This is a genomic window from Achromobacter sp. PD1 (assembly GCF_048541815.1).
In the GTDB taxonomy this organism is placed as follows: Bacteria; Pseudomonadota; Gammaproteobacteria; order Burkholderiales; family Burkholderiaceae_B; genus Achromobacter; species Achromobacter bronchisepticus_A.
The window spans coordinates 2882427-2903984 of the sequence record NZ_CP183349.1 but is presented as its reverse complement, the minus strand read 5'-3'; the positions used below and the strand labels follow the sequence as shown (position 1 = coordinate 2903984).

Genomic DNA, 21558 nt, shown 5'->3' with positions numbered 1-21558 from the left:
CGAGATGATCCGAATCATACGTTTCATAGACCGCATCTCCACGTTTGTCGGGCAGGCCTTTGCCTGGTTGATCGTAGTCCTGACCTTGCATGTGTGTTGGGAGGTGGCCGCGCGCTACCTGTGGAACCAGCCCAGCGCCTGGGCGTTCGACATGCAGATGATGTATTACGGCATCCTGTTCATGATGGCGGGGGCCTATACCCTGGCCAAGAACGGACACGTGCGCGGAGACATCCTGTACGGCTTCCTGCCGCCGCGCGTGCAGGCGGCGCTGGACCTGATCCTGTACATCGTGTTCTTCTTCCCCGGCGTGATCGCGCTGGTGTGGGCGGGCTGGTACTACGCCGGCTACTCCATCGCCATCCGCGAGCATTCGTCGCTGATGGCCAACGGGCCGCCCATCTATCCCTTCAAGGCCTTCATCCCGATAGCCGGCGCGGTGCTGCTGGTGCAGGGCGTGGCGGAAGTGTTGCGCTGCGTACTGTGCCTGAAGCGCGGCGCCTGGCCCTCGCGCGAGGAGGACGTCGAGGAAGTGGACGTCGACAAGCTCAAGAAGATGGTGCATGTGAAGGACGAAGACATCGCCAAGCTGGACCGCTACGTCACCACCGGGGAGCCGCGCTCATGAAGATCCACAAGGCGCTGTGGTTCGGCCTGTCGTGCATCGGCCTGGTGCTGCTGATGATCGTGTTCCTGACGCCCTGGGACCATCTGACCACGGGGCATATCGGCCTCTTGATGCTGGCGCTTATCGTGGTCGCCATCATGCTGGGCTTTCCGACGGCGTTCACGCTGATGGGCATGGGGGTGTTGTTCACCTTCCTGGCGTACTACATGCAGAGTTCGGACGCGGCGCGTTCGGTCGGGCAGACGCTGGACCTGATGGTGCAGCGGACCTACGCCACGATGACCAACGACTCGCTGATTTCGATCCCGCTGTTCGTGTTCATGGGCTATCTGGTCGAACGCGCCAACCTGATCGAAAAGCTGTTCCGCTCCATGCACCTGGCGCTGGCGCGCCTGCCGGGCGCGCTGGCGGTGGCCACGCTGGCGACCTGCGCCATCTTCGCCACCGCCACGGGCATCGTGGGCGCCGTGGTCACGTTGATGGGCTTGCTGGCGATGCCGGCCATGCTGAAGGCCGGCTACAGCGTGCGCCTGACAGCCGGGTCGATTACGGCGGGCGGCTGCCTGGGCATCCTGCTGCCGCCTTCCGTGATGCTGATCGTGTACGGCGCGACCACCGGCGTGTCGGTGGTGCAGCTGTATGCCGGCGCGCTGTTCCCGGGCATCATGCTGGCGGTGCTGTACATGATCTACGTGATCATCGTGGCCAAGCTGCGCCCCGACATGGCGCCGCCCCTGCCCAAGGAAGAGCGCGGCGTGCCGTTGTCCCCGGAATCCGCGGCGCTGGCCTCCGGAGGCTACACGCGCGCCGTGTCCGGCATGCTGGCGGCCTTGTTCAAGGGACGCCGCAACAAGGACGTGCCGCTGGGCTTCCTGATGCGCAACATGGCGCTGGCGATTGCGCCGCTGGCGGTTACGGTGCTGCTGGTGGCCGTGGTCTACCAGGCGACGACGCGGCCGGCGGTGGTATACGAGATCCCCGCCGAATTGCAGCTTGGGTCGGGGGGATTCGATTCGGGCCTGAGCGAGCCGCCTTCGAACGAATTGGCCGAACCGCCTTCGAACGAATTGGCCGAACCGCCTGCGAACGAGTTGGCGGAGCCGCCTTCGAACGAGCCGCCCGCGGCCGGCGGCCTGGCCGAGCCGCCGGGCACGCCCGCCGCGGCGCCAGCGGCCGCATCCGGGACGGCCGCCGCGCAGGCGTCGGCATCCGCCGACGAGAGTATCGCCGCGCCCCAGGGCTTCTGGATCTTCGCGGCCATATGCGCGGCCATCCTGGTGGCGTTCTATGCGATGCTGACCTGGGCGCGCATGGAAATCTTCAAGATGCTGATGGCGTCGTTCTTTCCGCTGGCCGTGATGATCGCGGCGGTGCTGGGCTCCATCGCCTTCGGCCTGGCCACGCCCAGCGAGGCCGCGGCCATGGGCGCCATGGGCGGCGCGCTGCTGGCGCTGGCGTACCGGCGGCTGAACCTGCCGGTGCTGCGCGAATCGGTGTACCTGACGGCCAAGACCAGCGCCATGGTGTGCTGGCTGTTCGTCGGCTCATCGATCTTCTCGGCGGCGTTCGCGCTGCTGGGCGGACAGCGCATCATCGAGGAATGGGTGCTGTCGCTGGGATTGTCGCAACTGCAGTTCCTGCTGCTGGCGCAGGTCATCATCTTCCTGCTGGGCTGGCCGCTGGAGTGGACCGAGATCATCGTGATCTTCATGCCCATCTTCGTGCCGCTGCTCAACACCTTCGGCATCGACCCGCTGTTCTTCGGCCTGTTGGTCGCGCTGAACCTGCAGACGGCCTTCCTGTCGCCCCCGGTCGCCATGTCGGCGTTCTACCTGAAGGGCGTGTCGCCGCCGCACGTGACGCTGAACCAGATCTTCCTGGGCATGATGCCGTTCATGGGGATCCAGGTGGTGGCGATCTTCCTGCTGTACGTGTTCCCGGGCATCGGCCTGTGGCTGCCGACGGTGCTATACCGGTAAAAGGCGGGGGCGGCCGGCGCGCCGCCTCCCGTGCCGCCTTGCTTCAGCCCTCTGCCTGAATGTCGCGCCGGCCCAGGCCCGCCGAATAGCGGATGAGATAACCGTCCGGATCCTGCACCAGGAACTGGTGCACGCCCACCTCCGTGGTTCCGGCGCGATACCACTTTTCCTCGGGCTGCATGTACAGCGGCCAGCCGGCGACGCGCAAGGCATCGACGATCGGCATGATCGCGGGCACCTCGATCTGCAGATTGATTCCGCGTCCCAGGGGCGATTCCAGCGGGCCGGTGATCCAGTTCCTGCCGTGGCCGTATTCCTCAAGCATGACCTGGGAGCCGTTCTTGTCCAGGTAGGCGAAACGGTCTTCCGGGCGGTCGTAGGCTATCGAGAACCCGCAAAGCCCGCACCAGAAGTGCAGGCTTTTGTGGATGTCCGACACCAGCAGTTCGGGCACGACGCGGGCGGCGAAGAATTCGGAGGCGGGAAGGACGGGATAGGTCATGGCGTATATCTGCAGGAATGGCGCGCAGGAGGGCGGGGATCAAGGCCGCGGGAATCGGTCGGATCCAGCGGCAGGACGCGGCAGTGTATAGACGATGGTTTCGCGGTCGTAGTGGCATTCGCGCGACCGGAACGCAAACCCGAGCTTTTCCAGGACACGTACGGAGGCTTGGTTGTCGGGCCAGACCACCGCGACCAGTTCGGAGACTTCCGTCTCGCGCCAGGCGTACTCGCACAACTGCTTCGCTGCCTGGCTCGCATATCCCTTTCCCCAAGCCGCGCGTTGCAGCCGATAGGCAAGCTGGATGCTGTCCGTGCCAGCCAAAGGGACCAGACTCACCCAGCCCACGGCGGCGCCGTCTACTGTGATTGCCCAGTGGCCAAGCCTGGTCAGCGGTTCGCGCAGCCATGCCAGCAGCTCCTGCCGCCGCGCTTCGTCTGCAGGTTTGACGCCGGTGCTGTAGCGCATGACCTCGGGATCGGACTCCATGGCTAGCAGCATGGGGATGTCATCTTCCTGCATGCGGCGCAGGGTCACGCGGGAAGGCAAGGGCATGGATTCAGTCACTGATCGCTGAGATAGCCAGGATGATAGCGGTTCGAAGCCATCGATCCGTCTTGCGTAGATATAGTTAGGCGCCTTACTATAATGACATCGAGAATCACCAGGGCTGGTTTACTCATGCAAGACCCACAACACATGCTTGAACCCAAGCACCGCGCGCTGCTTGACGTCGCCGCCAGGCGCGGCCTGGCGTCGGCCGACGGCATAGCCCTTTGCTTTCAGCTGCTGTCGCTGGCTAACGCCATCGACCGCGATTGCGCTGCCCGGCTGGCGCCGCGCCAGTTGTCGGAGGGGAAGTTCGTGCTGCTGTTCCTGCTGCACGAGCAGGCCGACGGCATGTCGCCGCACGAGCTGGCCGATGGCGCGGGTGTCACGCGGGCCACGGTCACCGGCCTGCTGGACGGCCTGGAGCGCGATGGTTTCGTCTCGCGCCGCGCGGGCAAGGACGACCGGCGCAAGATCGTGGTGAAGCTGAGCGCCAAGGGGCGGGCCGAGGCCGCGCAGCTGTTCAAGACGCATACGGACTGGATAGGCGCCTTGTTCGCGAGCTTGGGCCCGGCGGACCGGGCCAGCTTGCGCGCGCTGCTGGGCAAGATCTGGCAGGGAACCGACGCGGGCCGGGCCGCGCGAAGGGAGACCACGCAATGACCAAGAAAGCAGCTGCTGCGCCGACGGGCCGGGGCGTGAAGGACATCAGCGCCGAACGCCTGACGCAGTTGAACGCGGGCGAGCCGGCGCGCAACCTGACCGAATGCCTGGCGGTGGACTTTGCCGAATTGATGCAGGCAGCCGCGCCGCAGGTCGGCGCCGAAGCCATCGCCGTTCTGCGCGCGCAGGCTGCGACGGGAATCTCCAAGCGCATGGCCGTGGCGGCGCGGACGCTGCTGGACGGCCTGGGTGCGGACGCTTTCGAGCAACTGCGCGATCACCGCTCGGATACCATCCGGGGATGGGCCTGCTTCATGGTCGGCGCAATGCCGGACCTGAGCTTGGAGCAGCGGCTGGCGTTGATCCGGCCGCTGGCCGATGACGCGCATTTCGGCGTAAGGGAATGGGCCTGGTTGGCGCTGCGTCCGCAACTGGCGGCGGAACTGACCGCTGCAGTGGAACTGCTGCGGCCCTGGACCGCGGATGCGTCCGAACGCGTGCGCCGGTTCGCCAGTGAATCGCTGCGGCCGCGTGGGGTCTGGTGCGCGCATATCGCGGCCTTGAAGGCCGATCCCGGCCGCGCGTTGCCGCTGCTGGAGCCGCTGCGGGCCGATCCGGCCGTCTATGTGCAGGACTCGGTGGCGAACTGGCTGAACGACGCCAGCAAGGACCAGCCGGACTGGGTGCGGGAGGTCTGCGCGCGCTGGTCCAAGGGCAGGCCGGCCGAGGCGACGCAGCGGATTTGCAAGCGCGCGCTGCGTTCCATCGGCGCCTAGCCGCGGGTATCGGCAGGTGCGCTTGCGCCAACCCTGGCCGGCCAGCGACTACAGCTGGCTCATGCCCCCGTCCGCGATGATCTCCGTGCCCACGATGAAGGCGGACTCGGGCGAGGCCAGGTGCAGCACGGTGGAGGCGATTTCCTGCGGCGTGCCGAAGCGTCCCAGCGGCACCTGGGCGCGGATGCTGGCGGCGGTCTTCTCCAGCGCCGCCGCATCCAGACCCAGCTTGTCGTAGATCGGCGTGGCGACCGGCCCGGGGCTGATGACGTTAACGCGTATGCCGCGCGGCAGCAGTTCGGCCGACAAGGTCTTGGCCAGCGAAATCAGCGCGGCCTTGCTGGCGGCATAGATCGACGAGGCGGGCATGCCGATGCGGGCGTTGATCGAGCCGTTGAGCACGATGGACGCGCCCGGGTTGAGCAGCGGATCCAGCGCCTGCAACTGGAAGAAGGCGCCCTTGACGTTGGTCGAGAAGGTCTGGTCCCAGAGCGCTTCGGTGGCTTCGGCCAGCGGCGCGAAGCGGGCCACGCCGGCGTTGATGAAGACGGCGTCCAGGCGGATGCCGGCCTGGCGCAGTTCGGCCGCCAGCGCAGCGGGCGCGCCGGGGGCGCCGGCGTCGTTGCGCAGCGCCAGCGCATGCGAGCCCAGGCTGGCGCGCACCTGCTTGAGCACTGCGGCGTCGCGGCCGGTGACGACAACACGGGCGCCTTCGGCGGCGAAGGCCTGGGCGGCGGCCAGACCGATGCCGCTGGTGCCGCCGGTGATCAGGACGGTCTTCTGTTCGAAACGGTTCATGTCGGGCTCCTTGGAAGCCGGGGTGTGTCCTGCGCGTTTGCGGCGGGCGGGTTTGCCGCCATCCACGATAGATCAATCAGGGGCCCGGCGGGCGATTCGTTATAGTCATTGCTGACCGCGATCAATCTGCGGCAATGCGGCAAAGTCCGCGCACAAAACAGTCCAAGGGACGGGCATGGAAGAGACGACACTGAACTGGGCATCGCTGGTCGATGACCTGAACAAACTGCTGCGCCTGAAGACCACGGTCATCGGCATGAAGCTCTACGAGCGTGAAGACGACATGGCCGCGGTCAAGGGCCTGCGGCGTCCGCAAGCCACGCACACCACCGACCAGATCGTGGGCATGGCCGCCAGGCTGGGCTGGACGGTGGGGATCACGGGCGACGACCTGGTCGGCGCGCAATGCCGCGCCGTGGTCGGCCTGGGGCCGCAGGACGAGGCCTGGAAGCGCGGCGAAGATTACGTGGGCGTCTGGCACGCCACGCAGGAAGACGCCCAGGCGCGCCAGGAGGCGCTGTCCTGTGTGCCGGCGGGCAAGTACCGCGGGCTGGTGGCGTCGCCGCTGGCGGCGGGCCGGCTGGACCCGCCGGACATCTGCCTGATCTACGCCACGCCGGGCCAGATGATCATCCTCATCAATGGCCTGCAATGGAAGAACTACCGGCGCTTCGACTGGAGCGTGGTTGGCGAAACGGCCTGTGCCGACTCCTGGGGCCGCGCGCTCGCCACCGGCGAGCCCAGCCTGTCCTTGCCCTGTTACGCCGAGCGCCGCTACGGCGGCGTGCCCGACGAGGAAATGCTGATGGCCTTGCCGCCGCGCTACCTGCCCATCGCCATCGAGGGCATGAAGGCGTTGTCGGCGAATGGCCTGCGCTACCCGATTCCGCCCTACGGCATCCAGAACGACGTGCGCGCCGGCATGGGCGTCAGCTACGCGCGTGCGCCCGCGTCGTCCAAGCCCTGATGGACGGCGGCGCGCAAGGCGCCCGCCAGCACGCGGGCGGCCGGTCCCAGCGGCTGGTCGATGCGGTGCGCCAGATAGGTTTCGCTGACCACCTGGCTGCCGCGCCCCAGGCTGTCGGTCGGCAGGCGCAGCAACCGGCCTTCGGCCAGGTCGCGCTCCACCTCCCAGTAGGGCAGCCGGCCCCAGCCCACGCCCGCCAGGATCAGCGCATGCTTGGTGTCCTGGCCGCTGACGCGGCAAGTCTGCGGCGACAGCACCGCGAAGTCCCGGCCCTGGGTCAGGGAGGAAGGGTCCATCTGCACGATCTGCACATGGTCGGCGAGTTCGGCCGGGCCCAGTGGCATGTCGGCGGCGACGCGCTGCGCCAGCGCATGCCCGGCGCCGACCACCGCCACCATCTGTACGGACGACAGCGCCTGCATCACGACGCGCGGATGGCGAAAATGGTCGCCCGCGACGATGGCCAGCGTATGGCTGCGCGTCAGCAGGGCTTCCACCGGACCGCCCAGAGGCAGCACGGAAACGCGGACGGCGACGGACGGGTAGGCCGCGCGCAGGGCGTTCAGGGCGGCGCCTACGTCTGCGATCGGAAACAGCGTGTCCACCGCCAGCGACAGCTCCAGCTCCACGCCTTCGCCCAGGCCCTGGGCGCGGGCGCGCATGGCGTCCACGCGCAGCAGGATGTCGCGGGCGTTGACCAGCAGGGCCGCGCCTTGCGGCGTCATCACGGGCCGGTGGCCGCTACGGTCGAACAGGGTCACGCCCAGCTGCGCTTCCATGTTGGCGATGGCGTGGCTGACGGCCGATTGCACGCGCGCCAGGCGGCGCGCGGCCGCGCGGAAACTGCCGGCGTCGGCCACGGCGGCGAATACGCGCAACTGGTCCAGGGTCAGGGCGTCTATCATTCTGCCGGCTGATCTATCCAATCGATCAATTCCATCAAAAGATTATCACTTACCAGGATCGGTTTGCGCTGGCATCCTGGCTGGGTCGTAGAACAAGGGAGACAAGGATGGGCAAGGAAGGAACGCGCTGGTCGGCGGTGCTGGCCATCGTGGGGGCTGGGGTGGTTGCGGCGCTGCAAGTGGGCAAGGTCATCATCGCCGCGCCCTTGCTGCGCAAGGACATGGGGCTGGATCTGGCCTCCATCGGGGCGCTGGCCGCGGTGTTCTCGATCCTGGGCCTGGTCGGCGGCATTGCCGCGGGCGGGGTCATCAACCGCTACGGCGCGCGGCGCATGCTGCTGGCGGGCCTGGCGGCGACGGCGGTAGGCTCCGTGATGGGCGCCATGGCGACCGCCTACAGCGTCCTGCTGGTCTCGCGGGTGGTGGAGGGGCTGGGCTTTCTGATGATTACCGTGGCCGGACCCGCGGCCCTGCAACGCATGGTGTCGGCCTCCACCCGCGATTTCGCCTTCGCGCTGTGGAGCTGTTACATGCCGGCCGGGATGGCGATTGCGATGCTGGCCTCGCAGGCCTTCAGCGGCTGGCAGGCCTATTGGTGGTGCGCGGGCGCGGCGGTGCTGGTGGCCATGGTGTGCGTGGCGGCGCTGGCGCCGGCCACGCCGGGCGGCGCCAGCCTGTCGTGGCGGGGCTTGCGGCAGGACACGGCCGATACCATGGGCGCGCCCGGTCCGCGCCTGCTGGCGCTGTCGTTCACGCTTTACAGCCTGATGTTCTTCGCGCTGTTCACGTTCTTGCCCGTGCTGCTGACCGAACAGCTGGGCCTGCCGCTGGCGACCGCCGGCCTGTACAGCGCCATCGCCAGCGCCGCCAACGTGGTCGGCAACCTGGGCGCGGGCGTGCTGCTGGCGCGCGGTTGGCGGCGTTCCACCCTGATCGCCTGCGCCAGCCTGGTCATGGGCGCGGTGGCGCTGCTGATCTTCCGCTCGGTGCTGCCGGCCATGCCCACCTTCCTGCTGTGCGTGCTGTTCTCGGCCGTGGGCGGACTGATACCGGCCACGCTGCTGGGCACGGCGCCGTTGCTGGCGCCGCGGCCGGCGCTGACGCCGGCTTCGGTGGGGCTGGTGATGCAGGGCAGCGGCCTGGGGCAGGTGATCGGCCCGGTGGCGGTGGGCGGCGCGATCGACCGCTACGGCTGGTCGGTGGCGTCGCTTATCGTCGCGGCCGCCGGATTGGGCGGGGTGTTTCTGGCGTGGCGCTTGCGGCGCCTCAAAGGTCCGGGGATGTAGGCGGCGCGGATCGCGCGGTGGTGTCACGAGCCAGGCATATCATGGGAACTTGTCCTGAAATGGAGCCACCATGCATACGCCTGCCCCCAGCCTGGTCATCTTCGACTGCGACGGCGTCCTGATCGATAGCGAGATCATCGCGGCGCGCGCCCAATCGCGGGCGCTGGCCGAGCATGGCATCGCCATCACGCCCGAGGACGCCGCGCGCCGCTTCGCCGGCATTCCCGATGCGGACATGTGGCGGACCCTGCAACAGGAAAACGCCCGCAGCTTGCCCGAAGGCTTTGCGCGCGAATACGCGGACGGGCTGGAAGCCATCTTCCGCCAGGAATTGCGCGCGCTGCCCGGCGCGCTGCAGACGGTTCGCATGCTGCGCGAGCGCAGCCTGCAGGTCTGCGTGGCCTCCAGCAGCACGCCGCCCAAGCTGGAGGCGGCCCTGAAGCTGGTGGGTCTTTGGGACGAGTTCACGCCCAATATATTCAGCACCGCGCAGGTCGCGCACGGCAAGCCGGCGCCGGACGTGTTTCTCTTTGCCGCCCGGCAGATGCGCACGGCAATCCTGGATTGCGTGGTGGTGGAGGACAGCGTCCCCGGCGTGCGCGCCGCCCGCGCCGCGCGCATGCGCGCCATCGGCTACGTGGGCGCTACGCATAACGGGCCGGACCAGCGCCAGCGCTTGCTGGACGAAGGCGCATCGGACGTCATCGACGATCTGCGGCGCTTGCCGGAATTGCTGTTGGACTAGGGTGCGCGCGCCTATGCCGCCGCAGGCACGGGCTCCGGCTTGACCCGCACGGCGCGCAGCACGCCCACCATCAGGCAGGCGATGCCGATCAGCGTCAGCGGCTGGGGCATCTGTCCGCGCAGGATGTAGGCATAGGCCAGCGCCGCCAACGTTTCGAACACGATCAATTGCCCCGCCAGCGCGGTGGGCAGGCGCTGGCTGGCTTCGTTCCAGCACAAGGTACCCAGCCAGGACGCGAACAGGCCGATGATGGCCATCAAGGCCAGGAAGACCTCGGGCCTGGGGCCGGCTGGCATGGGAAAGGCGCTGCCGGACACCGCCATGCCTGCCCATAGGACCGCATAGCCCGCCAGCGCCAGCGGCAACGTCGCCACACCCTGGGCGGTGGCCCAGGTGCGCGGGCTGCGGTCGGGATGAGCGCGCAGCCAGTCCGCGTTGCGCAGCGGATACCAGGTCCAGCAGGCCACCGCGCCCAGCGCCAGCAGCGCGCCGATGGCGTAGCGCGACATGTCGGCGTCGGCATCCTGGCGCAAGGCCTGCAATTCGACCTGATTGACGCAGGCAATGCCCAGCGCGATCAAGGCCAGCGCGGGCGCCAGCCGCTTCCAGGGCAGCCGGCCGTCGCGGCGCGCGTTGCGCAGGTTGGCGCTGATGGCGATGACCACCGGCAGCGTACCGATGATCATGGTGGGCAAGGGGCCGCCCGCGCGCTGGATGGCGCTGGCCAGGCACAGGTAATAGAGCAGGTTGCCGATGGCGGCGAGCTTCAGCGCCTCGATCCAGTCGGCGCGCTGCAACTGGCGCAGGCCGCGGCGGTCCAGCCAGGCCAGCGGCAGGGCGATCAGGCCGAACGCCAGGTAGCGCGCCACGGATTGCAGCGCGGCAGGGTATTCCGGCAGCAACAGGGGGCCAACGAACACCAGCCCCCACATCAGGCCGGCGGCCAGGGCATAAAGGGTTCCAGCCCACATACGACGTCGCTCCAGGTCACGAATGGCGGCAGTCTAGCCAGCGGCCGGGCGGCGCGTCTTGTACCAGATTGCGGTGCGGAGTTCAGGCGCGGACTTGCTTCTGATAACGGGCGGGTGTGACGCCGTAGCGGCGCGAGAAGGCGCGGGTCAGGTGGGCCTGATCGGTCAGCCCCGAGGCCAGCGCCACCTGGGCCGGCGATTCGCCGGCGGCCAGCCGGCGCTTGGCCTCGAACAGCCGCAGCGCCATCAGCATCTGCTGCGGCGTGGCGTGGTACTGCGCCTGGAAGCTGCGCAGAAAATGAAAAGAGCTGAGCCCGGCCACGGCCGCGAGTTCATCCAGCGTCAGGCGGTGGGCCAGATTGGCGCGCAGGTAGTCGATGACGGGCGCGAAGCGCGGCGCGCCTTCGTCACGGGCCGCCCGCGGCACGCGCGCGTGGCGGCGGAATTCGGCCAGCAGCGCGTACAAGGCGCTATCGAAAGCCAGCGGTTCGCGCGCCTGCCACAAGGTGTCCAGCAGCGCGGTGACGCGCTGCGCGCCGGCCGGGTCATGGCCGACGGCCGTATCGAACCACCAGCCGCTTTCGCCGGTGACGCGGGCCACCACGTCCGGGTCCAGGTAGACCATGCGGTAGCGCCAGCCACCCTCGGTTTCGGCGCGGCCGGTGTGCAATTCATCGGGGTTCATCAGCACCACCGAGCCCGAGGGCGCCAGATGCTCCGCGCCGCGGTAACGGAAGCGCTCGACGCCGGACTCGATCGCGCCCAGCCCGTAGGCTTCATGGGTGTGAGGTTCGAAGGCGTAGCGGATGATGTGCGCGCGGTACAGCTCCACGCCGGGCAGGTGCGCCGCCTGCCGGAACTCGGCGCGGTCGCCGGGATGCTCGAACGCCTGCGGCACGCCCGGCATGACGGGCGCGGCCAGGTCGGACGGGACATGATCGGCGGGGCGCATGGAGGGATTTAAGCATGCCGGCCGGGTCCGCGGCGCCCGGACCGGCGCGCCTAGGAGTCGGACATGTCGCGCGCCCGCGCCAGCAGCAGTTCCCGCTCGCGCGCATTGCGCGTCATGCCGGCCGCGCGTTCGAACTCGGCGCGCGCTTCGGCGCGACGCCCCAGCTTGGCCAGCAGGTCCGCGCGCACGCTGGGCAGCCAATGGTAATTGGCCAGGGCGGGCTCCTCGGCCAAATGGTCGGCCAGGTCCAGCCCGGCCTGGGGGCCGAACGCCATGCCCACGGCCACGGCGCGGTTCAGCTCCACCACCGGCGAGGGCATGGCTTGCGCCAGCGCGTCGTACAAGGCCACGATGCGCGGCCAGTCGGTGTCCTCGGGCGTACGCGCGCGAGCATGGCAGGCGGCCAGCTCGGCCTGCAAGGCATAAGGGCCGCGCGGCGCGCCCAGGCTGTCCGACAGCGCCAACGCCGCCAGCCCGCGGCGGATCAGCAAGGGATCCCAGCGGCCGCGGTCCTGCTCCATCAGCAGGACGGGGCGGCCTTGCGCGTCGGTGCGGGCATGCAGGCGAGAGGCCTGCAATTCCATCAGCGCCGCCAGTCCATGGACTTCGCTTTCGCCCGGCGCCAGCTGGGTCAGGATGCGGCCCAGGCGCAGCGCTTCGTCGCACAGCGCCGGGCGCATCCAGTCATCGCCCGAAGTGGCCGAATAGCCCTCGTTGAATATCAGGTAGATGACTTCCAGCACCGACGCCAGGCGCGGCGCGCGCTCCTCGGCCCGCGGGACTTCAAACGGCACGTTGGCCGCGGACAGGCTGCGTTTGGCGCGCACGATGCGCTGCGCGATGGTGGATTCGGATGCCAGGAAGGCGCGCGCGATCTCGGCCGTGGTCAGCCCGCCCAAGAGGCGCAGGGTGAGCGCCACGCGCGCCTCGGTGGACAGCAGCGGATGGCAGGCGGTGAACACCAGCCGCAGCAGGTCGTCGCCGATGTCGTCCTGGCGCGCGGCGTCCAGCGCGTCGACGAAATCAGGTTCGACGTCGGCCTGCAGGGCCTCCAGCTCGTGCCCGATCTGCTCGTGCTTGCGCGTATGCAGCGCGTCCAGCCGCAGGCGGTCGCGCGCGCGATTCTTGGCGGTAGTCATCAGCCACGCTCCCGGGTTGTCCGGCACGCCGGTTTCGGGCCAGCGTTCCAGGGCGGCGACCAAGGCATCCTGCGCCAGCTCTTCAGCCAGTCCGACGTCGCGCACCAAGCGCGCGACGCCGGCGATGACGCTGGCGGACTCGATCCGCCAGACCGCCTCGATGGCGCGATGCACGGCCTCCCGCGTCATGCGTTGGGCACTTCGCCGGGGACCATGTAAATCAGCTCCCATACATGGCCGTCCAGGTCCTCGAAGCCATGGGCGTACATGAAGCCGTGATCCTGCGGCTGGCGCGGAGCGGTGCCACCGGCGGCGAGCGCGCGCTTCACCTGTTCGTCAACTTCGGCGCGGCTGTCGCAGGACAGCGCGATCAGCACCTCGGTGGTCTTGGTGGCGTCGGCCACCGGCTTGCCGGTGAAGGTCTGGAAAAAGTCCTTCACAAGCAGCATGACGTAGATGCTGTCGCTCACGACCATGCAGGCGCCCTGGTCGTTGGTGAACTGCGGATTGAAGCTGAAGCCCAGGCTCTTGAAGAAAGCCTGCGATTTCTGCATGTCGTTGATGGGGAGATTGACGAAGATCTGGTTGTGCATGATGTTCCCGCTTCCTTTTTAGTGTGAGTCCTGGCGCCTTTCTGCCAGGGTCTTGAGGTTGGCCAGCCCGTCTTCGAAGTCCTTCCCGACCATGCTGTCCATGTTGAAAAAGAGATGCATCAGTTTGGCGACGTAGTTCAGCCGGCCTTCCATGGCCCAGGTGACTTGTGTGCCGTCGCCGGCCGGCGTCAGGGTGAAGTTGACCTGGTTGACGGCGGAGAAGGGCTTCACGAAGGTCAGCCGCAAGGCCACGGAGGAATCCGGCACTGCCGTTTCGATCTGCATTTCACCCACGCCCACTTCCTTGCTTTCCCAGGCGTAGGTTGCGCCCGGGCCCGCCGTCACGGCGCCATAGGTGCCCTTGATCGCCGGATCTTTCTTTTCGTAGGGATTCCAGGTGTTGAACGCGTGCAGGTCATTGATCAGCGGGAACACGCGCGCCGGCGGCGCCTGGATGCGCGCGCTGCGTTCGACGCGGAAGGTGTCCGGGCGCGTGGCCGCGTAGGCCAGCACCAGCGCGATGGCGGCCAGGACGATGAGCAACAAGGTTTTCAGCATGAATCAGGTCCGTTGATGGTGAAGGCGGCGAGCGTGCTCATTGGCCGTTGCCGGGTATCTGCCGGAAGCGTTCGACGCCCTCGCTGGGGCCGAAGTCGTCCAGCTCGAAGACCTGGCGCACTTCGACGGCGCAGGACTGGCCGGGGAAAGGCTGGGGAAAGCGCAGCGCCCATTGCATGGCTTCCTCGCGCGAGCGCACCTGGATCATGGTGTAGCCGGCGATCAACTCCTTGGTCTCGGCGAACGGGCCGTCGACCACCGTGCGCTGATCCTTGTCGTACTGCACTCGCCAGCCCTTGGAGGAGGGGTGCAAGCCATTGGCGTCCAACAGCACGCCAGCCTTGGCCAGCGCCTCGTGATAGGACGCCATGGCGCCCAGCAGGCTTTCCTGCGGCATCACGCCGGCTTCACTGTCCGCCGTGGCGCGGACGATGATCATGTATCGCATTCCTGTGACTCCTGGATTCGGTAAACAAGGCCCGAAGGGGGGCTTGTACTGGCACGACGAACGGCAAGACGCGAAATCGACAGAAAAATGATGAACCTAGGGTAAGTACCAGGAAAATGGGTCCGCACACGGTTACAAAGGTACAGCCCTGGTTGCAGCGCGCCTCCATACACTCGCAGCGTCCACAACTTTGAACACCGATATGAAGATCCTGTGCAGTCTTGCCTTGCTGGCTTCCTTGCTGACGGGCTGTGCCGTCTATACCCCGAGCGGCGCGGTCATCGTCGATCCCCACGACGGCGGCGGCCGTGGCGGTTTCTGTCCGCCGGGCCAGGCCAAGAAAGGGAACTGTTGAATCGTGCGGCTGGCGCGCGCCAGCCGCCGGTCCAGCATGGGCCCTGTGCCTACATGAAGCACGGGCCCAGTTCGCGGACCTCCACCGTGGCCCATTGCGCGGCCGGGCACTCGGCCGCCAGCGCCAGCGCTTCTTCCCGGCTATCGCAGTTCAGCAGGAAGAAGCCGCCTATCATTTCCTTGGCCTCGGCATAGGGGCCATCCACCAGGGAACGTTCGCCGTCGCGGATGCGCAGGCGCACGGCTTCCGACTCGGACTTCAAGGATTCCGCGCGCGCCAACAGGCCGCGCGAACTCAGGTCTTCCGCATAGCGCAGCATTTGCGCATAGGCTTCGCGGCCCTCTTCGGGCGTGCGCTGGGCGCGCTGGCCCACCGGTTCGACGATGAAAAGCAGATAGGACATGGGATCTTCCAGTACGGACTGCCGATAAGGTTCGCCAGATTACCGCTATTTGTTGCGCCGGTGCCATCTTGCAATACACGCCCCAGCGTTCTTTGTAAGCAGAGGTAGACGGGGCTTATCCATCGTCCCGCAGCACTGCCGCTCCCGTGCGGGGATTCACCAGCGTGACGTTCTCCAGCGCCTGGATGCGCCAGGCGCCGGCCTGCCGCGTCAGCACGGCAAGAATCATCGTGTCGACGGCATGCACGCCCGCCGGATGGGCAGCGCCGGCCGAGAGGCGGCTCCAGAAGTGCACGATCGCCGCATCGCCGCCTACCGGCGTCACGTCGACGAGTTCGTTCGCCAGCGTGGAATCGCTATAGATGGTGGCGTGGATGGGGGCATGCATCTTGACGATTTCCTCGACGCCTCGCACATAGTGGCCGAACCGGTTCACAAACGTCGCGTCCTCATGGAACAGCGCGCCCAGCGCCTGCATGTCGTGGTCGTTCCAGGCCGCCTGGAACGCGCCTGGAATGTCCTCGGGATTCCGCATCTGTGTCATGTGGGTTGTCGCCAGTGTCTGTATAAAGAGAGGACGCCGTGCCTCGCGCCGTCATGCATAGCCGCAAGCATGAATAATGCGTCAGACTATGGAATCGGCGCCACCGGATTTGCAGCCTGATACGCGCTGCCGGCGCCTGCTCACATTGCGAAGGTCCCATGGCATCCCATACTCCCGCCTCCAAGGATGTGTCCGCCGCCGGCTGGCTGCGCTGGCTGCCCGGGCTGGCGGTGCTCAGGTCATACCAGGCCGCCTGGCTGCCCAAGGACCTGGCCGCCGGCCTGGTGCTGACGGCCATGCTGGTACCGGTCGGCATCGCCTATGCCGAAGCGTCCGGCGTCCCAGGCGTCTACGGCCTTTATGCCACCATCATTCCACTATTGGCCTATGCGCTGTTCGGCCCCAGCCGTATCCTGGTGCTGGGTCCGGACTCCGCCCTGGCCGCGCCCATCCTGGCGGTGGTGCTCAGCGTTTCCGAAGGCGACCCCATGCGTGCGGTGGCCGCGGCCAGCCTGATGGCCCTGGTCGCCGGGGTGTTCTGCATCGTGATGGGCCTGCTGCGGCTGGGCTTCATCACCGAACTGCTATCCAAGCCGATCCGCTACGGCTACATGAACGGCATCGCGCTGACGGTGCTGGTCAGCCAGTTGCCCAAGCTGTTCGCGGTATCGATAGACGATGCCGGCCCCTTGACCGAATTGTGGCGGCTGGGGCGGGCGGTATTCATGGGCGAGGCCAACTGGTTTACCTTCGCCGTGGGAGCGGCGACCCTGGCGCTGATCCTGCTGCTCAAGCGCTACGATCGCGTGCCGGGCATCCTGATCGCCGTGATCCTGGCGACGCTGGCCGTCAGCCTGTTCCACCTGGACTCGCAAGGCGTGAAGGTGCTGGGCGAAATCCCGCAAGGTCTGCCCAAGTTCGTCTTGCCCTGGCTCAGCCATGCGGACCTGATCAAGATCGCGCTGGGCGGTTGCGCGGTGGCGCTGATCGCCTTCGCGGACACCAGCGTGCTGTCGCGCACCTATGCCGCGCGCACCAACACCCGGGTCGATCCGAACCAGGAAATGGTGGGCCTGGGCGTGGCCAACCTGGCGGCGGGCTTCTTCCAGGGCTTTCCGATCAGCAGCAGCGCTTCGCGCACGCCGGTGGCCGAGGCGGCGGGTTCGCGCACGCAGCTGACAGGCGTGGTGGGGGCGATAGCAGTCGCGGTACTGCTGGTCGCGGCGCCCAATCTGCTGCGCTATCTGCCCAACAGCGCGCTGGCGGCCGTGGTGATCGCGGCGGCCATCGGCCTCTTTGAATTCAAGGACCTGCGCCGCATTTACCGCATCCAGCAATGGGAATTCTGGCTGTCGATGGCGTGCTTTGCGGGCGTGGCCGTGTTCGGCGCCATTCCGGGCATCTGCCTGGCCGTGGTCATCGCCGTGATCGAATTCCTGTGGGACGGCTGGCGGCCGCACTTCGCGGTGCTCGGCCGCGTGCCCAACCTGCGCGGCTACCATGACATGAAGCGCTATCCCAATGCCGCGCTGATCGACGGCCTGGTGCTGTTCCGCTGGGATGCGCCGCTATTCTTCGCCAATGCCGAACTCTTCCAGCAGCGCCTGATGGAAGCCGTGGAGGCCTCGCCCACGCCGGTGCGCTGGGTGGTGGTGGCTGCAGAGCCGGTCACCAGCGTAGACGTCACGTCGGCGGACATGCTGCGTGAACTAAGCCGCAGCCTGGCCCAGCAAGGCGCGGCGCTGCATTTTGCGGAAATGAAGGATCCCGTACGCGACAAGCTCAAGCGCTTCGAACTGACGGAGGTGTTCGGCGACGACCGTTTCCATCCCACGGTGGGGAGCGCGGTGGACAGCTACCTGGAAAGCGCGGGCGGCAGGCATCCCGGAGATTAAGGCCCGCCTCGCTTGGGTCAGGCCATCAACACCGCGACCTGTTCGCCGAACAGGATCAGCGCAATGACGATCATGGCCAGGCCCGAGAACTGGCTGACCCTGCGCGCGGCGACCGGGCGCGATTGCAGTACCGCCTTCGACCCCAGGCCCACCAGGGTATAGATGACGGCGCAATTGAGGATCTGCAGGATCCCCAACGCCGTGATCTGCGTGGATATCGGCCAGGCGCCGTCGCGGCTGGTGAATTGCGGCAGCAGGGCCAGGAACAGCAGGATGGCCTTGGGATTCACGCCGCTGACGGCGAAACCTCTTGCGGCCCAGCCCAGCCAATGCCCCGCGGCCTGCGCATCGCCCGCCTTGGGCTCGGCAGGATGCGCCAGCACGTTGGCCCCCAGCCAAAGCAAATACGCCGCGCCGACCAGGGTCAGGACGGTGAGGATCGCGGGTTCGCTCGCCACCAGGGCGCCTATGCCCGCCGCGACCACCATGGTGATCATCAGATAGCCGGTCAACATCCCCGCCACGGCGGGAAGGACGGCCTTGTCCCGCAAGCCGGCGGATATGGCATAGGCCCAATCCGCGCCCGGGACGACAACCAAAGAAAGCGAAACAAGCCAAAACGCCACCAGATTGCCGGTTTCCAACTGCATACCCCAAATGAATCTCAGGCGGGGAATGTTATCGGCGAAGCAGGGGGAAGTGCTTCTTCCATCTACCGCAAGAATTGAAGTTCTGGGTAGAATCTTCCTCATGGATGATCTAGATAGAAAAATTCTTGCGCAGCTACAGGAAGACGGCCGCATTTCCATCACGGACCTGGCGGAACGGGTCGGCTTGAGCCTGTCTCCGTGTCATCGGCGGCTGCGGGCGCTGGAAGAGGCGGGCGTCGTCAGCGGCTACGGCGCGAACATCAATCTGGCCGCGGTCGGGCTGAACTTTTCGGCCATCGTCTTCGTCACCATGCGCGAAGGCAGCAGCGACCGGGTGTCGGCGTTCGAGGCCGCCCTGGCCGATATTCCCGAGGTGGTGCAGGCGCAGCGGCTGTTCGGCGACCCGGACTACATGCTGCACGTCGTCACCCAGGACTTGCCGGCGTTCCAGGCGCTCTATGACCGCGTGCTGTCGGCGTTGCCCAGCGTGCTGCGGTTGAGGTCGACGCTGGTGATGAAGAACGTGCTGAGGAACCGGCCTGTGCCGCTCTGAGGCGGACGGAGAGACAGGCCGCGCGGCTGCGCGGCCTGGACCCGGATCAGGATTTTGTGGCGGAGGCGGGAGCGGCCGCCGCGGCGCCAGGCGCCGCGCCCTGCGCCGCCTTTTGCGCGGGCGCAATGTCCATGATGAGTTCCACGCGCCGGTTGGCCGCGCGGCCCGCCGGGGTGTCGTTGGACTCGATGGGACGGGTCTCGGCGTAGCCGACGGCGCGCAGGCGCTGGGCCGATACGCCGTCGCGGACCAGTTCGCGCAGCACGCTGGTGGCGCGGCTGCTGGACAGTTCCCAGTTGGACGCGAATTGCCGGGTCTGGATGGGCACCGGGTCGCTGTGGCCCTCGACCGAGACCTGGTACTCGTTCTTGTTGAGGATGGCGGCCAGGCGCTTGATCACGTCCAGGCCGGTGGGGCTGAGGGTGGCCTGGCCGGACGGAAACAGCAGTTCATTGCTGATGCGAAAGCTCACCGACTGTTCGTTGATGATCACGTCCACCGATTTGCCCAGGTCGCCCAGGCCCAGTGATTCCTTGGAGGGCGCGCGCAGCGGCGGGGCGGCGTCGGCGACGATCTCGCCTTCCGGGGCCGGCTGCGCCGGCGTGGTCGCGGCGGCGGCCGCCGGCGTCTCGGCCTGCGCCCAGCTTGCGGGAATCTGGACGGCGTCGAATTCGGAATACTCGCCGTCGTAAGTGGGCAGGCCGCTGGCCGCCAGCGTGCCAACCAGCTCCACCGGCTGTTCCGATTGGCCGAATGCGCCGCCATGCAGGCGCGTGAGCGCCAGCAGCACGACCAGCATGGCCAGGAGCAGGGTGATCAGGTCCAGGTAGCTGAGCAGCCAGTTCTCGGAATCCTGTTCGACGGTTTCCTCGACGTGCCAGCGGGCATAGCGGTCCTTGCGGTCGCTCTGGCTGGGACGCCAGCCGCTGTTGGCCGCCGCTTTCTCGGCGCGCAGCTGGGCCTGGCGGGCCTGCTCGATCCGCTGCGCCAGGGTGGGGGAAATCAGGCTCATTGGCGCGCGGCGGCAGGACGGGCGATGGAGACGGGCTGGGCCGCGGCGGGTTTGGCCGCGGGTTTGATCTGACCTTCCGCCTTGGCTTGCGCGGCCTGCGGCTTGGCGTCCGCGCCGCCGTCGTAGATCTCGTCCTCGACGTGCATGACGAAGGAGTTCAGGGTTTCGCGCACTACCGCGGGGCCGCGCTTCTCGCACATCATGGCGATGCCTTGCAGCACCATGTTCATGGATTCGACGCGCCTTGCGGTGCGGCGTTCCAGCTTGAGCGCGATGGGCTTGCAGACCAGGTTGGCCAGCAGGATGCCGTAGAAGGTGGTCATCAGGCCGATGGCCAGCTGCTGGCCGATCATCTGCATGCTGCCGTCGCCCAGCACCGACATCAGGTTGATCAGGCCCACCAGCGTGCCCAGCATGCCGAAGGCCGGGGCGAAGGTGGCCATGACGCGGAACATCTGCGCCTCGGCCTGCTCGCGGGCGCGCAGCCGCGCCACGCGCCATTGCAGCAGCTCGATGATCTGGTCTTCGGGTGTGTTGTCGATGATCAGCTGCACGCCGGTGCGCAGGAAGGGGTTGCTGACCTTCTTGAGTTCCTGCTCGACCTTGCGGACGTCGGTGTTCATCCACAGCTGGGCCATGGACACCAGTTCCTCGATGTCGCGCTGCTGGTCGTGCTGGTCGTTGCGAAAGACGGTGCGCACCAGCTTGAAGACGCGCAGCACTTCCGGCAGCGGATAGGCGATGAACACGGCGGCCGCGGTGCCGCCCAGCACGATGGCCAGGCCTGGCAGGTTGATGTACATGCCGGGGTCGGTGGCGGCCAGGGCCACGACGATAACCAGGGTAAGCAGGCCGACGGCGGCGCCGATGACGGTAGACGGATTCATGGATCTTGCCCGATAAACATAGGCATCCCGTACGCGGAATGCCGGATTTCGGGGAATTCTAGCCAGGGCAGGTCCGAGTCAATCGGCCGGAAAACGGGGCGAAAAGGGCGGTAAGCGGCGGCTTGGACCGGGCGGGCGGCGCGCGTCGTCCCGGAAATAATGGGGGCGGATAAGACGCGGGATCGTCCGGCGTCTGGCGCCGGCATGCCGCGGGTCCGGCATCAGCCCTGGCGAGGCTTGCGGGCGAACCATTCCTCGCGCGTGATCTCCCAGATTTCCGTGGGCAGCCGTCCGCTGACATAACCGCGCTCTTCGGTGGCGACCAGGCGCATGCCGCCGCGCTCCGAGATGCGGCGCGAAGCCGCGTTGACGGAGGCCTTGGGCGCGCGCAGCAGCGGCTTGCCCAGCACCTCGAACCAGTAGGCGGTGGCGGCTTCGCTGGCCTCGGTCATGTAGCCCAGGCCGTGATGGGCGGGGTCCAGCCAAAAACCGCGGTTGTTCCAGGAATCGTCGTCCATCAGGCTGACGATGCCGATCAGGTTGCCGGGGCTCTCACGGGTGCGGATGGACCAATGCCACTCCTTGCCCTGGCGCATCGCAGGGATCGCCACTTGCTCCAGATAGTTGCGAGCGCCGTCGGGCGGGTAGGGCCATGGCACCTGGTCGACCAGGTAGCGCACCACTTCCCACTGCGGAAACAGGCGCTGGATGGCCTCGGCGTCGCCGATTTCCAAGGGCTGCAGGACCAGGCGGTCGGTGGCAAGAGGGGGAAACAACGGAGCTTCAGGCATGGCTGCTGG

Annotated in this window: 26 protein-coding genes; 10 read left to right on the top strand and 16 right to left on the bottom strand. The window is 67.4% G+C overall.

The genetic code is table 11. The features are described from left to right. Positions 1 to 4 precede the first annotated feature (4 nt). Both ACM1PE_RS13680 and ACM1PE_RS13675 read left to right on the top strand, forming a co-directional pair. Positions 5 to 628: a TRAP transporter small permease subunit gene (locus ACM1PE_RS13680; RefSeq protein WP_059380141.1), complete on the top strand. Its 624-nt coding sequence runs from the start codon at positions 5 to 7 to the stop codon at positions 626 to 628. Next, entirely contained in the window at positions 625 to 2607 is a 1983-nt protein-coding gene (locus ACM1PE_RS13675; protein WP_419343581.1) for a TRAP transporter large permease, read from the top strand. Before ACM1PE_RS13680 ends, ACM1PE_RS13675 begins: the two co-directional genes overlap by 4 nt. 43 nt (positions 2608 to 2650) lie before the next feature. On the opposite strand, the gene ACM1PE_RS13670 is transcribed toward ACM1PE_RS13675, so the two are convergent. Together ACM1PE_RS13670 and ACM1PE_RS13665 are read right to left on the bottom strand one after the other, a co-directional pair. After that, complete coding sequence (locus tag ACM1PE_RS13670) at positions 2651 to 3109, bottom strand: bleomycin resistance protein (RefSeq protein WP_059380139.1); 459 nt, start codon at positions 3107 to 3109, stop codon at positions 2651 to 2653. Between the two features lie 39 nt (positions 3110 to 3148). Then, the gene (locus tag ACM1PE_RS13665; RefSeq protein WP_059380138.1) at positions 3149 to 3664 is read right to left on the bottom strand and encodes a GNAT family N-acetyltransferase; all 516 of its coding nucleotides are present in this window, start codon (positions 3662 to 3664) and stop codon (positions 3149 to 3151) included. Positions 3665 to 3790: 126 nt separating this feature from the next. Here ACM1PE_RS13665 and ACM1PE_RS13660 point away from each other — a divergent pair, with 126 nt between their 5' ends. Together ACM1PE_RS13660 and ACM1PE_RS13655 are read left to right on the top strand one after the other, a co-directional pair. Further along, a complete protein-coding gene (locus tag ACM1PE_RS13660; RefSeq protein ID WP_419343579.1) occupies positions 3791 to 4321 on the top strand; it encodes a MarR family winged helix-turn-helix transcriptional regulator in 531 nt (176 codons plus the stop codon). After that, on the top strand, positions 4318 to 5097 hold the full coding sequence (locus ACM1PE_RS13655; RefSeq protein WP_419343578.1) for a DNA alkylation repair protein: 780 nt from the start codon (positions 4318 to 4320) through the stop codon (positions 5095 to 5097). The genes ACM1PE_RS13660 and ACM1PE_RS13655 overlap by 4 nt, the downstream gene beginning before the upstream one ends. Before the next feature lie 48 nt (positions 5098 to 5145). Here ACM1PE_RS13655 and ACM1PE_RS13650 read toward each other — a convergent pair whose 3' ends face one another. Beyond that, entirely contained in the window at positions 5146 to 5895 is a 750-nt protein-coding gene (locus tag ACM1PE_RS13650) for an SDR family oxidoreductase (RefSeq protein ID WP_054456432.1), read from the bottom strand. 175 nt (positions 5896 to 6070) lie between these two features. On the opposite strand from ACM1PE_RS13650, the gene ACM1PE_RS13645 reads away from it, so the two are divergent. Further along, the gene (locus tag ACM1PE_RS13645) at positions 6071 to 6862 is read left to right on the top strand and encodes a DUF169 domain-containing protein (protein WP_059380135.1); all 792 of its coding nucleotides are present in this window, start codon (positions 6071 to 6073) and stop codon (positions 6860 to 6862) included. Here ACM1PE_RS13645 and ACM1PE_RS13640 read toward each other — a convergent pair. Next, a complete protein-coding gene (locus ACM1PE_RS13640) occupies positions 6829 to 7767 on the bottom strand; it encodes a LysR family transcriptional regulator (RefSeq protein WP_419343575.1) in 939 nt (312 codons plus the stop codon). The genes ACM1PE_RS13645 and ACM1PE_RS13640 overlap by 34 nt on opposite strands. 107 nt (positions 7768 to 7874) lie before the next feature. Here ACM1PE_RS13640 and ACM1PE_RS13635 point away from each other — a divergent pair, with 107 nt between their 5' ends. Together ACM1PE_RS13635 and ACM1PE_RS13630 are read left to right on the top strand one after the other, a co-directional pair. After that, the gene (locus ACM1PE_RS13635; RefSeq protein ID WP_059380133.1) at positions 7875 to 9053 is read left to right on the top strand and encodes an MFS transporter; all 1179 of its coding nucleotides are present in this window, start codon (positions 7875 to 7877) and stop codon (positions 9051 to 9053) included. Between the two features lie 70 nt (positions 9054 to 9123). Then, on the top strand, positions 9124 to 9798 hold the full coding sequence (locus ACM1PE_RS13630; RefSeq protein ID WP_059380132.1) for an HAD family hydrolase: 675 nt from the start codon (positions 9124 to 9126) through the stop codon (positions 9796 to 9798). An 11-nt stretch (positions 9799 to 9809) separates the two neighbouring features. Here the strand turns inward: ACM1PE_RS13630 and ACM1PE_RS13625 are convergent, their stop codons facing one another. The 6 genes from ACM1PE_RS13625 to ACM1PE_RS13600 form a co-directional block, all read right to left on the bottom strand. After that, a complete protein-coding gene (locus ACM1PE_RS13625; RefSeq protein ID WP_059380131.1) occupies positions 9810 to 10769 on the bottom strand; it encodes a DMT family transporter in 960 nt (319 codons plus the stop codon). Positions 10770 to 10851: 82 nt separating this feature from the next. Further along, complete coding sequence (locus ACM1PE_RS13620; RefSeq protein ID WP_419343573.1) at positions 10852 to 11721, bottom strand: AraC family ligand binding domain-containing protein; 870 nt, start codon at positions 11719 to 11721, stop codon at positions 10852 to 10854. A 50-nt stretch (positions 11722 to 11771) separates the two neighbouring features. Beyond that, positions 11772 to 13049: an RNA polymerase sigma factor gene (locus tag ACM1PE_RS13615; RefSeq protein ID WP_059380130.1), complete on the bottom strand. Its 1278-nt coding sequence runs from the start codon at positions 13047 to 13049 to the stop codon at positions 11772 to 11774. Then, on the bottom strand, positions 13046 to 13453 hold the full coding sequence (locus tag ACM1PE_RS13610; protein ID WP_059380129.1) for a VOC family protein: 408 nt from the start codon (positions 13451 to 13453) through the stop codon (positions 13046 to 13048). Before ACM1PE_RS13610 ends, ACM1PE_RS13615 begins: the two co-directional genes overlap by 4 nt. An 18-nt stretch (positions 13454 to 13471) precedes the next feature. Further along, the gene (locus ACM1PE_RS13605) at positions 13472 to 14011 is read right to left on the bottom strand and encodes an SRPBCC family protein (protein ID WP_059380128.1); all 540 of its coding nucleotides are present in this window, start codon (positions 14009 to 14011) and stop codon (positions 13472 to 13474) included. Between the two features lie 37 nt (positions 14012 to 14048). After that, positions 14049 to 14459 carry a YciI family protein gene (locus ACM1PE_RS13600; RefSeq protein ID WP_059380127.1) on the bottom strand — a complete coding sequence of 137 codons (411 nt, stop codon included), beginning with the start codon at positions 14457 to 14459 and terminating at the stop codon, positions 14049 to 14051. A 202-nt stretch (positions 14460 to 14661) separates the two neighbouring features. Between ACM1PE_RS13600 and ACM1PE_RS13595 the strand changes: the two genes are divergently transcribed. Then, positions 14662 to 14814 carry a hypothetical protein gene (locus ACM1PE_RS13595; protein WP_165867926.1) on the top strand — a complete coding sequence of 51 codons (153 nt, stop codon included), beginning with the start codon at positions 14662 to 14664 and terminating at the stop codon, positions 14812 to 14814. 49 nt (positions 14815 to 14863) lie between these two features. Here ACM1PE_RS13595 and ACM1PE_RS13590 read toward each other — a convergent pair whose 3' ends face one another. Beyond that, the gene (locus ACM1PE_RS13590; protein ID WP_059380126.1) at positions 14864 to 15217 is read right to left on the bottom strand and encodes a YciI family protein; all 354 of its coding nucleotides are present in this window, start codon (positions 15215 to 15217) and stop codon (positions 14864 to 14866) included. Positions 15218 to 15332: 115 nt separating this feature from the next. Next, positions 15333 to 15761 (bottom strand): SgcJ/EcaC family oxidoreductase, encoded by a 429-nt coding sequence (locus ACM1PE_RS13585; protein ID WP_059380125.1) that lies wholly within the window; start codon positions 15759 to 15761, stop codon positions 15333 to 15335. Between the two features lie 158 nt (positions 15762 to 15919). On the opposite strand from ACM1PE_RS13585, the gene ACM1PE_RS13580 reads away from it, so the two are divergent. Beyond that, positions 15920 to 17656: a SulP family inorganic anion transporter gene (locus tag ACM1PE_RS13580; protein ID WP_059380124.1), complete on the top strand. Its 1737-nt coding sequence runs from the start codon at positions 15920 to 15922 to the stop codon at positions 17654 to 17656. A 17-nt stretch (positions 17657 to 17673) separates the two neighbouring features. Here ACM1PE_RS13580 and ACM1PE_RS13575 read toward each other — a convergent pair whose 3' ends face one another. Further along, the gene (locus ACM1PE_RS13575) at positions 17674 to 18306 is read right to left on the bottom strand and encodes a LysE family translocator (protein ID WP_306637270.1); all 633 of its coding nucleotides are present in this window, start codon (positions 18304 to 18306) and stop codon (positions 17674 to 17676) included. 100 nt (positions 18307 to 18406) lie between these two features. On the opposite strand from ACM1PE_RS13575, the gene ACM1PE_RS13570 reads away from it, so the two are divergent. Continuing rightward, a complete protein-coding gene (locus ACM1PE_RS13570) occupies positions 18407 to 18859 on the top strand; it encodes an Lrp/AsnC family transcriptional regulator (protein WP_059380123.1) in 453 nt (150 codons plus the stop codon). A 46-nt stretch (positions 18860 to 18905) separates the two neighbouring features. Here the strand turns inward: ACM1PE_RS13570 and ACM1PE_RS13565 are convergent, their stop codons facing one another. The 3 genes from ACM1PE_RS13565 to ACM1PE_RS13555 form a co-directional block, all read right to left on the bottom strand. Then, on the bottom strand, positions 18906 to 19871 hold the full coding sequence (locus tag ACM1PE_RS13565; RefSeq protein ID WP_419343571.1) for an OmpA/MotB family protein: 966 nt from the start codon (positions 19869 to 19871) through the stop codon (positions 18906 to 18908). Beyond that, complete coding sequence (locus ACM1PE_RS13560) at positions 19868 to 20758, bottom strand: motility protein A (RefSeq protein WP_059380121.1); 891 nt, start codon at positions 20756 to 20758, stop codon at positions 19868 to 19870. The genes ACM1PE_RS13565 and ACM1PE_RS13560 overlap by 4 nt, the downstream gene beginning before the upstream one ends. 221 nt (positions 20759 to 20979) lie before the next feature. Then, the gene (locus ACM1PE_RS13555) at positions 20980 to 21549 is read right to left on the bottom strand and encodes a GNAT family N-acetyltransferase (RefSeq protein ID WP_419343569.1); all 570 of its coding nucleotides are present in this window, start codon (positions 21547 to 21549) and stop codon (positions 20980 to 20982) included. Between the last annotated feature and the right edge of the window lie 9 nt (positions 21550 to 21558).

Coding starts and splice junctions, on each gene's coding strand:
- ACM1PE_RS13650 (WP_054456432.1), bottom strand. CDS start 5,895: ATGAACCGTTTCGAACAGAAGACCGTCCTGATCACCGGCGGCACCAGC.
- ACM1PE_RS13680 (WP_059380141.1), top strand. CDS start 5: ATGATCCGAATCATACGTTTCATAGACCGCATCTCCACGTTTGTCGGG.
- ACM1PE_RS13585 (WP_059380125.1), bottom strand. CDS start 15,761: ATGACACAGATGCGGAATCCCGAGGACATTCCAGGCGCGTTCCAGGCG.
- ACM1PE_RS13560 (WP_059380121.1), bottom strand. CDS start 20,758: ATGAATCCGTCTACCGTCATCGGCGCCGCCGTCGGCCTGCTTACCCTG.
- ACM1PE_RS13620 (WP_419343573.1), bottom strand. CDS start 11,721: ATGCGCCCCGCCGATCATGTCCCGTCCGACCTGGCCGCGCCCGTCATG.
- ACM1PE_RS13640 (WP_419343575.1), bottom strand. CDS start 7,767: ATGATAGACGCCCTGACCCTGGACCAGTTGCGCGTATTCGCCGCCGTG.
- ACM1PE_RS13555 (WP_419343569.1), bottom strand. CDS start 21,549: ATGCCTGAAGCTCCGTTGTTTCCCCCTCTTGCCACCGACCGCCTGGTC.
- ACM1PE_RS13565 (WP_419343571.1), bottom strand. CDS start 19,871: ATGAGCCTGATTTCCCCCACCCTGGCGCAGCGGATCGAGCAGGCCCGC.
- ACM1PE_RS13630 (WP_059380132.1), top strand. CDS start 9,124: ATGCATACGCCTGCCCCCAGCCTGGTCATCTTCGACTGCGACGGCGTC.
- ACM1PE_RS13570 (WP_059380123.1), top strand. CDS start 18,407: ATGGATGATCTAGATAGAAAAATTCTTGCGCAGCTACAGGAAGACGGC.
- ACM1PE_RS13670 (WP_059380139.1), bottom strand. CDS start 3,109: ATGACCTATCCCGTCCTTCCCGCCTCCGAATTCTTCGCCGCCCGCGTC.
- ACM1PE_RS13675 (WP_419343581.1), top strand. CDS start 625: ATGAAGATCCACAAGGCGCTGTGGTTCGGCCTGTCGTGCATCGGCCTG.
- ACM1PE_RS13625 (WP_059380131.1), bottom strand. CDS start 10,769: ATGTGGGCTGGAACCCTTTATGCCCTGGCCGCCGGCCTGATGTGGGGG.
- ACM1PE_RS13655 (WP_419343578.1), top strand. CDS start 4,318: ATGACCAAGAAAGCAGCTGCTGCGCCGACGGGCCGGGGCGTGAAGGAC.
- ACM1PE_RS13590 (WP_059380126.1), bottom strand. CDS start 15,217: ATGTCCTATCTGCTTTTCATCGTCGAACCGGTGGGCCAGCGCGCCCAG.
- ACM1PE_RS13645 (WP_059380135.1), top strand. CDS start 6,071: ATGGAAGAGACGACACTGAACTGGGCATCGCTGGTCGATGACCTGAAC.
- ACM1PE_RS13595 (WP_165867926.1), top strand. CDS start 14,662: ATGAAGATCCTGTGCAGTCTTGCCTTGCTGGCTTCCTTGCTGACGGGC.
- ACM1PE_RS13635 (WP_059380133.1), top strand. CDS start 7,875: ATGGGCAAGGAAGGAACGCGCTGGTCGGCGGTGCTGGCCATCGTGGGG.
- ACM1PE_RS13660 (WP_419343579.1), top strand. CDS start 3,791: ATGCAAGACCCACAACACATGCTTGAACCCAAGCACCGCGCGCTGCTT.
- ACM1PE_RS13600 (WP_059380127.1), bottom strand. CDS start 14,459: ATGCGATACATGATCATCGTCCGCGCCACGGCGGACAGTGAAGCCGGC.
- ACM1PE_RS13610 (WP_059380129.1), bottom strand. CDS start 13,453: ATGCACAACCAGATCTTCGTCAATCTCCCCATCAACGACATGCAGAAA.
- ACM1PE_RS13615 (WP_059380130.1), bottom strand. CDS start 13,049: ATGACGCGGGAGGCCGTGCATCGCGCCATCGAGGCGGTCTGGCGGATC.
- ACM1PE_RS13665 (WP_059380138.1), bottom strand. CDS start 3,664: ATGCCCTTGCCTTCCCGCGTGACCCTGCGCCGCATGCAGGAAGATGAC.
- ACM1PE_RS13580 (WP_059380124.1), top strand. CDS start 15,920: ATGGCATCCCATACTCCCGCCTCCAAGGATGTGTCCGCCGCCGGCTGG.
- ACM1PE_RS13575 (WP_306637270.1), bottom strand. CDS start 18,306: ATGCAGTTGGAAACCGGCAATCTGGTGGCGTTTTGGCTTGTTTCGCTT.
- ACM1PE_RS13605 (WP_059380128.1), bottom strand. CDS start 14,011: ATGCTGAAAACCTTGTTGCTCATCGTCCTGGCCGCCATCGCGCTGGTG.